General features: G+C 37.3%; 12 protein-coding genes. 8 read left to right on the top strand and 4 right to left on the bottom strand.

The features are described from left to right. Positions 1-9 precede the first annotated feature (9 nt). A complete protein-coding gene (locus tag M1F05_RS04160; protein ID WP_206084717.1) occupies positions 10-1,257 on the top strand; it encodes an MFS transporter in 1,248 nt (415 codons plus the stop codon). Positions 1,258-1,280: 23 nt separating this feature from the next. Continuing rightward, positions 1,281-1,994, top strand: coding sequence for an MgtC/SapB family protein (locus M1F05_RS04155; RefSeq protein ID WP_206084716.1), 714 nt, complete (start codon positions 1,281-1,283; stop codon positions 1,992-1,994). Between the two features lie 71 nt (positions 1,995-2,065). Here M1F05_RS04155 and hypT read toward each other — a convergent pair whose 3' ends face one another. After that, positions 2,066-2,974 (bottom strand): hypochlorite stress DNA-binding transcriptional regulator HypT, encoded by a 909-nt coding sequence (hypT, locus tag M1F05_RS04150; RefSeq protein WP_206084715.1) that lies wholly within the window; start codon positions 2,972-2,974, stop codon positions 2,066-2,068. 580 nt (positions 2,975-3,554) lie between these two features. On the opposite strand from hypT, the gene M1F05_RS04145 reads away from it, so the two are divergent. From M1F05_RS04145 to M1F05_RS04120, 6 genes are all read left to right on the top strand, one after another. Further along, positions 3,555-4,286 (top strand): aspartate/glutamate racemase family protein, encoded by a 732-nt coding sequence (locus tag M1F05_RS04145; protein ID WP_206084714.1) that lies wholly within the window; start codon positions 3,555-3,557, stop codon positions 4,284-4,286. A gap of 78 nt (positions 4,287-4,364) precedes the next feature. Beyond that, entirely contained in the window at positions 4,365-5,666 is a 1,302-nt protein-coding gene (locus M1F05_RS04140) for an anaerobic C4-dicarboxylate transporter (protein ID WP_206084713.1), read from the top strand. A gap of 731 nt (positions 5,667-6,397) precedes the next feature. Further along, on the top strand, positions 6,398-7,471 hold the full coding sequence (locus M1F05_RS04135) for a zinc-binding dehydrogenase (RefSeq protein ID WP_206084712.1): 1,074 nt from the start codon (positions 6,398-6,400) through the stop codon (positions 7,469-7,471). Positions 7,472-7,620: 149 nt separating this feature from the next. After that, positions 7,621-8,481: an ABC transporter substrate-binding protein gene (locus M1F05_RS04130; RefSeq protein WP_370661211.1), complete on the top strand. Its 861-nt coding sequence runs from the start codon at positions 7,621-7,623 to the stop codon at positions 8,479-8,481. A gap of 156 nt (positions 8,482-8,637) precedes the next feature. Beyond that, a complete protein-coding gene (locus tag M1F05_RS04125) occupies positions 8,638-10,122 on the top strand; it encodes a sugar ABC transporter ATP-binding protein (RefSeq protein ID WP_206084711.1) in 1,485 nt (494 codons plus the stop codon). Between the two features lie 4 nt (positions 10,123-10,126). Then, a complete protein-coding gene (locus M1F05_RS04120) occupies positions 10,127-11,104 on the top strand; it encodes an ABC transporter permease (RefSeq protein ID WP_375084037.1) in 978 nt (325 codons plus the stop codon). A 162-nt stretch (positions 11,105-11,266) separates the two neighbouring features. Here the strand turns inward: M1F05_RS04120 and M1F05_RS04115 are convergent, their stop codons facing one another. The 3 genes from M1F05_RS04115 to M1F05_RS04105 form a co-directional block, all read right to left on the bottom strand. Next, on the bottom strand, positions 11,267-12,274 hold the full coding sequence (locus M1F05_RS04115; protein WP_206084709.1) for a LacI family DNA-binding transcriptional regulator: 1,008 nt from the start codon (positions 12,272-12,274) through the stop codon (positions 11,267-11,269). A gap of 248 nt (positions 12,275-12,522) precedes the next feature. After that, a complete protein-coding gene (locus M1F05_RS04110; protein WP_206084708.1) occupies positions 12,523-13,317 on the bottom strand; it encodes a sulfite exporter TauE/SafE family protein in 795 nt (264 codons plus the stop codon). A gap of 54 nt (positions 13,318-13,371) precedes the next feature. After that, a complete protein-coding gene (locus M1F05_RS04105; RefSeq protein ID WP_206084707.1) occupies positions 13,372-13,719 on the bottom strand; it encodes a thioredoxin family protein in 348 nt (115 codons plus the stop codon). Positions 13,720-13,841: the final 122 nt, after the last annotated feature.

Below are 13,841 nucleotides of genomic sequence, written 5' to 3'. Positions count from 1 at the left end.
GGAAATAAAATGGATATGAAAATCACTTCCCGCTTGCTGATCATGATGTTTGTGCAATATTTCATGCAAGGTGCGTGGAATATGACGATGGGACTGGTATTAAGCACCTATGGTATGGCACATATTATTGGTAATGCTTATGCGTTATTAGGTGTCGCGACCATTATTTCACCGTTATTTATTGGTATGGTTGCTGACCGTTTCTTTGCATCACAAAAAGTGATGGGGATCCTTCACTTAATTAATGCCGCCGTCATTTTATGTGTTCCTCAATTTATTGAGGCACAAAACAGTGGCATGACCCTATTTTTGATCTTTATTATTGGCCTGCTGTTTTACCCAACAACCGCACTTTCTAATAGCATCAGCTTCTCCCATATTAATGGTGTGAAATATTTCCCTATCATTCGTGTATTCGGTACGTTTGGTTTTATGGCTATCGGATTTATTTTAGGGGAAATGGGCTTCTCGGGCAGTACCATGACATGGTATATCGCATCTGCAGTTGCAGTCGTATTAGGCTTTTACTGTTTTACACTGCCAAATACGCCACCAAAAGCTAAAGGCAAACCGTTCTCCACACGCGATATTTTATGCTTAGACGCATTGTCATTATTTAAAGACCGCTATTTCGCTATTTTAATGTTTAGCATCTTTGTATTAATGATTCCAAAAACAGCTTATTCCGCCTATATCCCTGTGTTTATTAAAACGCTTGGGTTTGATAATGCTGCTTCTATTATGCAAATTGGTATTGCCTGTGAAGTGCTGTTTATGTTCTTCCTATCGTTCTTCTTGATGAAGTTCGGTTTTAAAATCACTTTATTATTAGGTGCAATTAGCTGGATTATTCGCTCAACATTATTTGCCTATGCTGCGGTCGATACCAGTTTATATTTTATTGTCTTTGGGTTGATGCTTCAGGGATTATGTTGGGACTTCTTCTTTACCGCTGGCGATATTTATGTCGACCGTAAAGCAAAACCAGAAATCCGCGCACAAGCTCAAGGATTACGCTTTATTGTTTCAAACGGCTTCGGTTTATTATTTGCCTCCACGATTTGCGGGCAAATATTTAACTCAACAGTCACGGAAAAAGGTAGCGAGTCCTTACCACAATGGGAAACCTTCTGGCATTACCCTGCTATCGTCGCTGCCGTTGTCAGTGTGTTCTTTATCTTCTTCTTTAAAGATGATGTTTCTAAAAAGAAAAATAACGACGATAAAAAAGCACCAGAGGGCGCTGTAGCACCGTAATTCGAAATATACAGAGGTAAGCCATGGATGCTCTTATGCAGTTTGTCGACACCATTGGCCCTTTGTCACTATCAAGTATTGCTAAATTACTCGCCGCCTTTATTTTAGGCGGCTTTATTGGCTTAGAACGTGAATCAAAGGGAAAACCTGTCGGCTTTAAAACCTGTGTCATTATTGCTGTTGCTAGCTGTTTATTAACCATCGTTTCTATTCAGTCTGCCGAATATTACGCCAATATTTCAGATAATATTCGCAGTGACCCAATGAGATTAGCGGCGCAAATAATCAGCGGAGTGGGCTTTTTAGGCGCGGGCGTTATTTTACATCGTCGTGATGATGCTATTTCAGGACTGACAACCGCAGCGATTGTTTGGGCTTCAGCTGGCGTTGGAATTGCATGTGGTTCTGGCTTTTATTGGCACGCATTAATTGTCACCATTCTTTTTTTCTTGGCAATTCAACTGAGCCCACAAGTGGCATTGTTTCAGATGAAAAATCAAAAATTAGGCAAGATTAAAGTTCGAATGTTGTTTACCCATGAAGATGGCGTCCCCTTACTCATTGAGTATTTAAAACAACATAAAGACATTATTGAAAACCTAACAATACGTGACATAAAAAAAGAGCGAGTAGAAGTCAATTTAAAACTGGTGGTTCGCCAAAAAACCACATTGCCTGAATTTTATTGCTCGTTAAAACAGCTATCTTATGTTCATTCTGTTTCTTTAGATCACTAATATTCAATGACTATATGGTACAAAACCCGCGACTAAAGCGGGTTTTCTCGTTATAGGATTTCTATTAAGTTTTACAAATGCTTTAAATCCTCTGGAATATTTTTCTTCAAAATACGCCAAAAATCCTCTGCGGTTTTATTTAAGCGAGTGTCCATACGGTAAATGTAAGCTTGAATTGGAATCGTCAATTCTGGGGTATCAAGACAAACCAATTTCTTTTCTTTCAGCTCATTGACCACAGAGTAAATCGGCAGCCATGCGATGCCATGACCATCCAATGCCATATTTTTCAATAATTCACTCATGGAAGACATAAACAACGTTTTTGAACTAATTGCACCGAACTCGCTTAACCTGCGATTAACTAACCGCCCCATATAAGAAGCACTCGTATAATTCAACAAGGGAACTTGGGGTTGGTAAATATCGAATAACGGTTTACCAAATTCATCTGCGGCACAGATAGGGTAAAGCTCAGACTCAAAAACATTCAAGCAGGAAAATGGCGATTGCATTAAATCCTCATCATAAAATGAGATGATAAAATCACTTTTCCCTTCTCTTAGTGCATTAACCACCTGTACCACGTCAATGGCTTCAACATGATAGACAAATTCTTCCCCGAAACCAGACAATGCGTGAACTAGTTTGGGTAGCAGTGTTAATGATAAAGAATGTGCCGCCGCAATTTTAATATTAGGTAAACTTAAAATATTATGCCCAGAGAGCTCATTTAAATTACACTCTAATTGCTGCAACAAGCTACGGGCTTGAGAATGAAAAACTTTGCCTTCTTCAGACAACTGCAAGGGGGACGTGGTTCTATCAAACAATTCGACACCGATCGCCTCCTCTAACGCTTTAATACGCCGACTAAAAGCGGGTTGAGAAATGTTTCTCTGCTCAGCAGCATGGGAGAAATGTCGACAAGATTCCAAGGTTAAAAAATCGTACAACCACTTTGTTTCTATATTTTTCATGTTATTAAGCCTTAAGCAGACTCGCTGTTAAAATATATACGCTAAATCATTCGAGTTGCATGTAGGCGACAAGTGAAGATAGACCGATGAGCATACAAAAGTATGTGATTCGGCTATCTGAATGCAGTCAACACCCATGCAGCTTGAAGGATGACGCGTATAAAATAATAATGATATTCTTATTGGTATATTTAGTTAACTGTCAGTTAAATTATCATTCATGGATTGTATGTCTATTATTTGTATTATGCATAAGGTTATCGTTTTAAACATTAATAAAAATCAAAATTTATTTTCTATTAACTAGAGCATTATCGTCAAAGCCAATTATATTCAGGCTTTGCCTTTCATTTCATTGAGCTTCTTCGAGTTAACATTAAAATCTTAATGCATATCTTGCATCATCCCATACTTACTTGCATTTCTCTTACCTAAAAAACATTGCTAAAAATTAGACACCGATTAATTAGAAGTAATCGTTAATAATTAATTAAATATGTATCTCATGTTAAATAAGTTAAGCAATATCGCGTTTAATTTATCTTAAATCAAAAAAGATAAAAATCGCAGGAGTGTAATAATGAAAGGTTTAATTGGTGTATTAGGTGGAATGGGTCCAGCAGCAACCGTCGATTTATTTAATAAATTTGTAACATATACTATTGCTAATAAAGACCAAGAACATATTCCATTAATTATTTCATCTATTCCTGATATTCCAGATCGTACAGAAGCATTGCTAAATCACGGAGTTTCACCACTCCCTTTAATGACTAATTACTTAAAAAAACTTGAAGATGCAGGGGCAGAATGCATTGTTATCCCTTGTAATACTGCACATTTTTGGTTCGATGAACTAAAAAATACTTGCCATGTGGATATGCTGAGTATTGTTGAAACCACCATGCAAGAGGTTCTACTAACTAAGAAAAAAAATATTGGCTTATTAGCAACTAACGCAACTATGTATATGGGGCTTTATCAAAAAAGTATTGAACAAAAAAAATTAAACTGCATCACTCCCGATGAAGAAAGCCAGAAATTAGTCATGAAAAGCATTTATTTATTAAAATCTGGAAATAAAGATGCAGCAGAAGAAATTATGAAGTCGCAAGCTGAATTATTATTTTCACATGGAGCTGAAGTCATTATTTTAGGTTGTACTGAAGTCCCTGTTATTTTAGCCAATGAAGTTAAAAAACACCCTAATAAGTATATAGATTCAACAGGTTCTTTAGTTAGGGCTAGTATTCATTGGTATGAAAATAGAGTTGGAAAATCGCATTTAATAATAACCGAAAATTTAAAGTAAATATTTAATCATTATTAAAAACAATCAATTTTAGAAATTTTATTACTAATGACAATATATTGTCTATTGGAGACGATTATGGTTTGGCTAGAGATCATTGTTGTACTAGGTGCTATTTTCTTCGGTATACGCATGGGCGGAATTGGTATTGGCTTATGCGGAGGATTGGGGTTGGCAGTATTAACCATTGGATTTGGTTTGCCAATAGGTTCTCCCCCTGTTGATGTTATTTTAATTATTATGACCGTTGTTGTCGCTGCATCAGCATTACAAGCGGCTGGAGGAATGGACTATTTAGTGCGCCTCGCCAGTACATTTATGCGTAAAAATCCGAAGTACCTAAACATTATTGCGCCAATCACCACGTGGGTGATGACCATTATGGCTGGTACGGGATTTATCGTATTTTCAATGCTTCCCGTCATTGCTGAAATAGCCAAAGACTCGGGTATCCGCCCTTCTCGTACACTGGCAGGCTCCGTTGTTGCTTCACAAATAGCCATTTCAGGTTCTCCGATAAGTGCCGCAATGGCGGCAATGTTAACCATTATGGAAGGTAATGGCGTTACCTTTATTGTTGTTATGTCAGTGTGTTTACCTGCATCCTTTGTGGCTGCAATGGTTGCTGCATTTATTGCGTCACGCCAAGGTTGTGAATTGGAAGATGATGAAGTTTATTTAGACCGCTTACAAAAAGGGTTAGTCCATAAATACGAAGAGAAAAAAGGCGAAAGTACTACCCGTGAGAAATTTTCAGTTGTCGTTTTTCTTATTGCAACCGTTGCGATTGTGATATTGGCAGCTTTCCCTCAATTACGCCCAGGTTTTGATATCGGCAAACCGATGGGTACCCGTGATATCATCATCATCTGCATGCTCAGTGCAGCCTGCTTGATGGTTATTTTCTGTAAAACATCACCAAACTCTATCGTTTTAGCACCAACGTTCCGTTCAGGAATGAGCTCTCTTGCTGTCATATTGGGAATTGTGACATTAGGCACCACTTTTGTTGATGCCCACATGGATCAAATCAAAGCTATCGCAGGGGATGTATTATCTGCCTACCCTATATTGTTAGCTGTCGTACTGTTTTTTACCTGTGCATTGCTCTACTCCCAAGGGGCAACAACACCACTAATCATTCCACTGGCCATTGCTTTGGATGTACCAACATGGGCTATTTTAGCGTCGTTCGTTGCTGTCACTGGCGTGTTTGTTTTACCCACTTACCCAACGTCATTAGCAGCAATCGAATTTGACTCCACAGGTTCAACCCGTGTCGGAAAATATATTCTTAACCATCCCTTCATGCTACCAGGGTTAGGTGGAATTATTGCTGGGGTTGCCTTTGGATTTATTATCGCACCGATGATTGTTTAACTTGATGAGTTAGGTCTAATCCCTCACTCATTACTATAAATAAAAACACCTATTTCCTTACAAAATGAAGTTATTAATTGGTATTTTTTTGGCTTTATTCTTAGTTGAATTTATTAAATACTCTACAGAATAGAGCCTTTTTTCTTTCAAATCTTATTTATTCATACTCAATCTTGATAAAAATTTAATTTGCAGCACTTATTACTTTCATGTCTAACCATAAAATAATTTTTAATAAATAAAATTTATACTGATTTTCGATTTTTAATCACCTTATTCAATGAAAATGAAATTAACTTTCATATAAAAATGTGAGCTGAAATGTTTTTGCATGAATTATCCACTTCTGAAAACAGTTAAAATAATTATACTCGGCTTCATATTCATTTCTTAATAACCCTAACACGAGGAATGAATTTTATTTTATTACTTATTTTTCATCGTGTTAGATACCTATGATTGACGTTTTTCACCCCTTTGACGGTGCTCTAAAAGCAATTAAAATTAAGAGTTAAATCACAAATCTTAGTTTTTCTTCTCTGCACCTTCAAAAATGACGACGTCGTCATATTAAAAATAAATTATTTTATCTATAACATTAAAGAACCATTTTTCTTACATTCGTATCCAAATTTATCGTTAAGCGTAAAAATTAAAGCCATTTAGAGATAAAAAAACGCTTAATGTTGACGTCAACATTAGGGCTAACAACTAGAAAGAGGTTTTAGAACATGAGTAACCTACCTGAAAAAATGAAAGCCGTTGTTTGTCATGGTCCCCATGACTATCGTTTTGAAAATATTAGAAGACCTACAGCTGGCTTTCGAGAAGTTGTCATTAAAGTCGATGGCTGTGGGATCTGTGCGGGTGACTGCAAAGCCAATGATGGCGCACAAATGTTCTGGGGGGATGACCCATGGATCAAAGCCCCTGTCGTACCTGGTCACGAATTCTATGGCAGAGTCGCAGAATTGGGCGAAGGGTCCGCTGAAAAATACAAATTAAAAGTGGGTGACCGTATCCTCGCAGAACAAATCGTCCCTTGCTGGGAATGTCGTTTCTGTAAATCAGGTAAATACTGGATGTGTGAAACCCATGATATCTACGGTTTCCAAAAAGAAGTTGCCGATGGTGGGATGGCTGAGTATATGCGTTTTTCTGAGCGCGCTATCATTCACAAGATCCCAGATGAACTTTCCGATAAAGACGCCGCATTAATTGAACCAATGGCCTGTGCCATCCACACCGTTCGCCGTGGTGATATTGATTTAAATGACGTCGTCGTCATTGCAGGTGCTGGCCCGCTTGGTCTGTGTATGATCCAAGTTGCAAAACTCAAAACACCAAAAAAATTAGTCGTGATCGATGCTATCGACGAACGCCTTGAATTAGCGAAAAAATTTGGTGCTGACGTGGTGATCAACCCACTGAAAGAAGATGCCATCAAGTTAGTCAAAGAGATGACGGAAGGTTACGGCTGCGACGTTTATATCGAAGCGACAGGTGCCCCTGTTGGCGTAACCCAAGGATTAGAAATGATCCGTAAACTTGGCCGTTTCGTTGAATTTAGCGTATTTGGTAAAGAAACCACAGTTGACTGGTCAATTATTGGTGACCGTAAAGAACTTGATATCCGCGGTGCGCACTTAGGCCCATATAGCTATGAGGTTGCTATCGATCTCTTTAGCCGTGGCTTAGTCAATGCTGATGATATCGTTACCCACTTCTACTCCATCGATGATTGGGAAGAAGCCTTTGTCATGGCGAAATCTGCCGACTCAATTAAAGTCGTCATCAAGCCATAGACATGCACTAACTGTTTGTAATAATTAATAATTTAAATAAATACTAGACGAGTAAGACCCTACATATAATTAAACGCTCTTTAGGAGAACATCTTATGTTGAGTAAATTCAAAAAGTTAGCTGTAGCAGCTAGTGTCCTGACTTTAGGTATGGCGTTCAACGCTACGGCAAAACCTGTTTCAGTTGGCATGTCGTTTCAAGAATTAAACAACGAATATTTCGTCACGATGAAAGAAGCTCTGGAGAGCGCAACTGGCGATATGGGTGCTCAGCTGTATATTTCCGATGCGGCACATGATGTCTCGAAACAAACCAGTGATATCGAAGATATGTTACAGAAAAAAATCGATATCCTGCTAATCAACCCAGCGGATAGTGTTGGTGCAGAAACGGCAGTACTGGCAGCGAAAAAAGCGGGGGTTGTGGTTATCGCTATCGACGCACAAGCGAATGGCCCAATTGACTCCTTCGTCGGTTCTAAAAACTACGATGCTGGCTTAATGGCGGGTAAACGCTTAGGTGAAGCACTGGGTGGAAAAGGTGAAGTCGCCATTTTAGATGGTATTCCAGTTGTGCCAATCCTCGAACGTGTTCGTGGCTTTGAAGCGGCAATGAAAGAATATCCAAATATTAAAATTGTTACTAAGCTGAATGGTAAGCAAGAGCGTGATACAGCGATGAATGTCACAGAAAACATGCTGCAAGCTAACCCAACTTTGAATGGTATTTTCAGCGTTAACGATGTGGGCTCACTTGGTGCATTAGCGGCTATCGAATCTTCAGGCCGTGACGTAAAACTTGTCAGTGTTGATGGTTCGCCTGAAGCCGTTGCTGAAATTGCGAAAGGTAACTCACCGTTTATCGCAACTTCTGCACAGTTCCCACGTGACCAAGTTCGTATCGGCTTAGCAATGGGTTTGGCAAAATATTGGGGTGCTAACGTACCGAAAGAAGTTCCGATTGATGTTAAATTAATCGACAAAACAAATGCGAAAGATTTCCACTGGTAATCGAATATTGACTCATTAATTGTATTGCACCTGTACCTATGTATTGGGTGCAATACCTTCTCATAACAATTAATAATTAAATGCATATTGGAATCACTTTATTCCAGATGACTTTGTTACCCATTTTTAAGCGGTTAAGAAATATAGGGAAGCAATATGATGCAATTATTAGCATTACAAGATGTCAGCAAAACTTTCCCTGGAGTTAAGGCGTTGGATAATATTAATCTCTCCCTTGAAAAGGGTGAGGTTCACGCGTTATTAGGTGAAAATGGCGCAGGTAAATCTACGCTAATGAAAGTTTTATGTGGGATTCATAAACCTGATAGTGGAAAAATTCTGATAGAAGGCAAAGAACATATTTTTCATAACTACAGAGATGCTATCAAAGCTGGTGTAGGTATTATTTTCCAAGAATTCTCTCTAATTCCTTATTTAAATGCGTTTGAAAATATCTTTTTAAATCGTGAATTAAAAAATAAATTTGGTTTATTAGATAGAAAACTTATGCGCCAAAAATCTCAAGCTTTACTCACAGAGCTTGGTGTTAATATTGATATTGATGAACCCATTATCCATTTAAGTATTGCAGAGCAGCAATTTGTTGAAATTGCCAAAGCACTTTCTTTAGACGCTAAAATTTTGGTATTAGATGAGCCGACTGCAACATTAACACCTAATGAAGCAAATCATTTATTCGATGTTATGCGCGATCTAAAAGCTAAAGGTGTTGGCATGTTTTTTATTTCTCATCACTTAGAAGAGATTTATGAAATATGCGATACCATCAGCGTGTTACGTGACGGGCAATATATTGGATCACGCAAAGTCGATGAAACAGACTTAGATGTCATTATTGAAATGATGGTTGGCCGAGAAGTAGAAAATATTTATCCACATAAGCGCGAATTCTCCCAACAGGACATTATTCTTGACGCTGAAATTCAACGTTGCTCAAATAGCCCTGTTAACCATCTTCAATTGAAAAAAGGTGAAATTTTAGGGCTAGCAGGCCTTGTTGGTTCAGGGAGAACTGAAACTATTCTCGCCATGATTGGCGCGGATAAAGCGTATAAGAAAAAAGTCACTTTAGAAGGCAAAGAGGTCAAAATTAAATCTGCGGCGGCGGCACTGCAATTAGGTATCGGCTTATTACCTGAAAGCCGTAAAACCCAAGGTTTAGTTTTACCTTTCTCAGTCAATGAAAATATTTGGTTAAATAACCATGCGCAAAAATTGTTTTTAATCCAAAATAAAAAAGAACTCACTTTATCTATTGATTTAATTTCTCAAGTAAAAGTTAAAACACCAGAACCTCACACTGCGGTTTCCACATTAAGTGGTGGTAATCAGCAAAAAGTTGTTATTGCTCGCTGGCTAAATAAACAAGCCAAAATTCTTATTTTCGATGAACCCACTCGAGGTATTGATGTTGGGGCAAAATCAGAAATTTATCAGCTAATGCGCTCACTCACTGAAAAAGGGATCTCCATTATTATGATCTCCTCTGAATTACCCGAAGTTATTGGTGTAAGTGATAGAGTTTTGGTCTTTCGTGATGGTGAAATTGCTGCTGAGTTAAGTGGAGAGGATATTAACTCAACTCAGATTATGGTACATGCAGCTGGCAATATTATATAGGATAATGACTATGTCTAATCAAAGTGCAATTCCACTAACTAAAACTAAATTTAGTTTTTCTAAATTAACAAAAATACCTGCATTCTTACCACTTGTTGGTTTAATTCTTTTATTTACCTGCATGTCCATTTTTAATGAGCATTTTTTAACGGTAAATAACCTTTCTACCATTGCACGACAAGTTTCAATTAATGCCATTATTGCTATTGGTATGACGTTTGCCATTTTAACTGGCGGAATTGATTTATCTGTTGGTGCCGTTATGGCTTTATCGGGCACCTTGATGGCTGGCCTAATGAAATATTATGGTATGGATCCATATGCAGCCATTGCTCTGGGTTTATTATCAGGGATTGCATTTGGTTTTATTAATGGAATTTTAGCCGCTTACGGTAAAATGCCTCCCATTATCGTCACATTAGGCGCGATGATTATTGCGAAAGGTTTAGCGTTAATTTATACCGGTGGCTATCCAATATCAGGATTACCCAAAGAATTTGCCTTCTGGGGCCGTGAAGAGTTAATGGGCATTCAAGTGCCAATTTTATTAATGCTTGGCCTTTATCTTATTTTTTACGTCGTCTTAAACCACGTCTCATTTGGTCGTTATATTTACGCTATTGGTGGTAATGAAGAAGCCGCTCGCTTAAGTGGTATCCGCGTTGAACGCTACAAAATGTTGGTGTATGTAATAAGTGGTTTTACTGCTGCATTTGCGGGTTTAATTTTTACATCACGCGTCATGAGTGGGCAACCTAATGCAGGAGTCGGCTTTGAACTAGATGCGATTGCCGCAGTGGTTTTGGGTGGCGCTTCCATTGCGGGTGGACGTGGTATGATCATCGGTACATTAATTGGAGCCATGATCCTCGGTGTATTAAATAATGGATTGAATTTACTAGGTATTTCCCCTTACGTTCAATACATTGTGAAAGGCTTAATTATCTGGGGTGCAACATTTATTAGCTCAATGAAACGCTAGATTTTTCATAATTCAACCTTATCGGTTAATTGCCTGTAGATTATGACTGTCAATTAACCGATTTTTTTAATCACAAATTAAAGTGAAATATAAAATAGTAAAGGTATTATGAAGGAAAGATAATCGGATAAAAGAGCCCCTTAACGAGGCAATTATATATTATTAATAAATAACAAGCTTACCATCAACAAAAATTTGTTTCGTTTCATGGCCTTTATTTGTATCACGCTCTATTTCTGAGAATAATAATTCTGTGGTTAATTCCCCAAGGTAAACGGAATCATGATGAACACCAGAAATAGATAAATGATAGGTATCTGCATAAGGTGGTAAATCGACTGAAAAATAACGGCAAGATAGCCCTAATTCCGCAATGATTTTATACATTCCCGCGGTAATAATTCCATTTAGCCCAACAATATACATGCCTGGAGTGTATAGATCTTGAACTTTTTGTCTTAAATACGCTTCATCTTTTTTATTAAACATATAACTACTATATAAGACATTAAGGTTTTTTCTATTTGGAAAGCTTGCATATATTCCAGACAAACGAGACAAGCTGATTTCTGAATTTTTAGGGCCAGAAATAATTAACGTATTTTCGCTATTTTGTTCATTAAGGAATTTTCCTGTCAATGCACCAATTTCAAAGTTCTTCAAAAATAACCCAGAATATTTTTTCTCATAGCCATAAATCGCACGGTCGACAAATACTAACGGAACATTATGTTGGTCGATTAATGAAAGATAACTAGGCTGGTAGTCTTTATCATCACGCACTGGTGATAGTAAAATGCCACTCGCCTTATAGCTAACGAGTGTTTCGATTGCCGTTTTCTCCGCTTTTTCATCACTATCTGAATCAAAAATCATCACTTGATACCCTTTCTCTTTTGCTAAACGAGAAACGGTTTGAATGAGAACAACATAGAAAGGGTTAAATGTACTGTCAGTAACCACACCAATTATGCGGCTATTTTTATTTTTCAGATTTCGTGCAAAAAGATTGGGAACATAGTTGAGTTCTTGAGCAATCGCTAATATTTTATCCCTTGTTTCTTTCTTTACCATTTCGGGATGATTAAATGCACGTGAAACGGTAATATCAGTAACATTTGCACGTTTAGCTATATCAATTATTGTTGTTGAGCTATCTTGTTTTGTCATAATTATATTAGTCAACCTTTAGTGCCCCCCTGATTGATATAATCAAAAATCCTTTTAAGCTATTATCAGAGAAGATGAAATGCGATTGTTCATTATACCGCATTGAAGGTGAAGATAAATCGTTTTATTCACTAACAATACAATAATCCGTCAATATGAAAATCATGTTATACACTATAGAATATAAAAACAGTTAAATTGCTAGTTGAATAATCTAATTTGTTAACATTTACCTTTAAAGCACAATTTCATAAAATATTTAACTCATCTAAGACTGAATAGATTAAGCTAAAAGAAACAATAATAATTAGGATTGCAAATATATTTTTAACTAATTTTATTGAAATATAATTTATGATGACTCTCCCTATTAGTAAACCAATGACACAGGATGTGATAAATATTAAGCTAATTTCCTTAGGGTATTGAAATCCATTTAAAATATTGATTAAAATACTCACACTACCGATACAAAAAATCACCATCAATGATGTTGCAATAATACTTTTTATATTTAAATTGGATACCTTTCGTAACGCAGGAACAATCACAAAGCCACCACCAACACCTAATACCCCTGTTAAAAGCCCTGCAATAATTCCTATACCACCTAATATCGACGCTGTTTTTATATTCCAAATAAACTTCCCCGTCTCTTGGCTAATTTGGCACGGCGCATCATTTAATTCAGCCATTTGAGCAAAAAAAGTACGATATGCAACATAAAGCATCACTAAGCTAAAGATTAAAGTCAGCCAAACAGGCGTAATTATTTGAGCAAGAAAAATACCATATTTAGCAAAAGGAATGCTGACTATCGCTATCCATATAGCGGCTTTATATCGTATTGTTTTGTTAATAAGCCCTTGAATAACACCAATAAAAGCAGCTAATGTTATTGCTAGAAGTCCAACAGGTGCAGCAAGCGCCACCGTCCAATTTTGGCTTGCCATCAACGCAGGAACCGCTAAAATACCACCGCCCGCCCCTGTTAACCCAAGCAAGCATCCAATCAGTAAACCTTCAAAAATCAATAGCAGCATAACGATGAGCTTATTATTGTTATAAAGAGGAAAAAGCCACTTTAAACCGAACGCCTAATTAACACAAAATATTTGGTTTAACGTTTCTACGGCTTGAGTGAAAGAAACCTCTCCCGCAATCACTTTTATCAATCGAGACTCTTTAAAAATAGCGATTGTTGGGACAGATTTAATTCCATATTTAGGCGCTAATATGGGGGACTGAGCGATGTCAACCATACCGAATTTAACCGCACTGTTTTCAAAATGATTCGCCAATTGTTCAAAAACAGGCTTCATCTTTTTGCAAGGGATACACCATGACGCTGAAAAATAGACAACAACAACGGGTGAGTCTTGCTCTTGCGGGTTATACAATGTGCGTGAGAAACTTTCGCTATCTAACAATAAAATATTAGGCATCTAAACCGCCTTGGCTAGTATTGGAATCCTATTAATTGCTTAAACTGTATCATAGGTAGCAGCATGATTAATGACTTAAAAGGCCATTCAATTCAATCTTATTATGTTGTTCATTATTCTAT

Origin of the sequence: Providencia sp. PROV252 (assembly GCF_033676005.1) — a bacterium.
GTDB classification, from domain to species: Bacteria; Pseudomonadota; Gammaproteobacteria; order Enterobacterales; family Enterobacteriaceae; genus Providencia; species Providencia vermicola.
The sequence above is the reverse complement of the archived record's forward strand: the minus strand, read 5'-3'. Positions and strand labels throughout refer to the sequence as shown.

What these genes read in the sequence shown, in the direction of transcription:
- M1F05_RS04160 (WP_206084717.1), top strand. Translation starts at nt 10, where the DNA reads ATGGATATGAAAATCACTTCCCGCTTGCTGATCATGATGTTTGTGCAA.
- M1F05_RS04155 (WP_206084716.1), top strand. Translation starts at nt 1,281, where the DNA reads ATGGATGCTCTTATGCAGTTTGTCGACACCATTGGCCCTTTGTCACTA.
- hypT (WP_206084715.1), bottom strand. Translation starts at nt 2,974, where the DNA reads ATGAAAAATATAGAAACAAAGTGGTTGTACGATTTTTTAACCTTGGAA.
- M1F05_RS04145 (WP_206084714.1), top strand. Translation starts at nt 3,555, where the DNA reads ATGAAAGGTTTAATTGGTGTATTAGGTGGAATGGGTCCAGCAGCAACC.
- M1F05_RS04140 (WP_206084713.1), top strand. Translation starts at nt 4,365, where the DNA reads ATGGTTTGGCTAGAGATCATTGTTGTACTAGGTGCTATTTTCTTCGGT.
- M1F05_RS04135 (WP_206084712.1), top strand. Translation starts at nt 6,398, where the DNA reads ATGAGTAACCTACCTGAAAAAATGAAAGCCGTTGTTTGTCATGGTCCC.
- M1F05_RS04130 (WP_370661211.1), top strand. Translation starts at nt 7,621, where the DNA reads ATGGCGTTCAACGCTACGGCAAAACCTGTTTCAGTTGGCATGTCGTTT.
- M1F05_RS04125 (WP_206084711.1), top strand. Translation starts at nt 8,638, where the DNA reads ATGATGCAATTATTAGCATTACAAGATGTCAGCAAAACTTTCCCTGGA.
- M1F05_RS04120 (WP_375084037.1), top strand. Translation starts at nt 10,127, where the DNA reads ATGACTATGTCTAATCAAAGTGCAATTCCACTAACTAAAACTAAATTT.
- M1F05_RS04115 (WP_206084709.1), bottom strand. Translation starts at nt 12,274, where the DNA reads ATGACAAAACAAGATAGCTCAACAACAATAATTGATATAGCTAAACGT.
- M1F05_RS04110 (WP_206084708.1), bottom strand. Translation starts at nt 13,317, where the DNA reads ATGCTGCTATTGATTTTTGAAGGTTTACTGATTGGATGCTTGCTTGGG.
- M1F05_RS04105 (WP_206084707.1), bottom strand. Translation starts at nt 13,719, where the DNA reads ATGCCTAATATTTTATTGTTAGATAGCGAAAGTTTCTCACGCACATTG.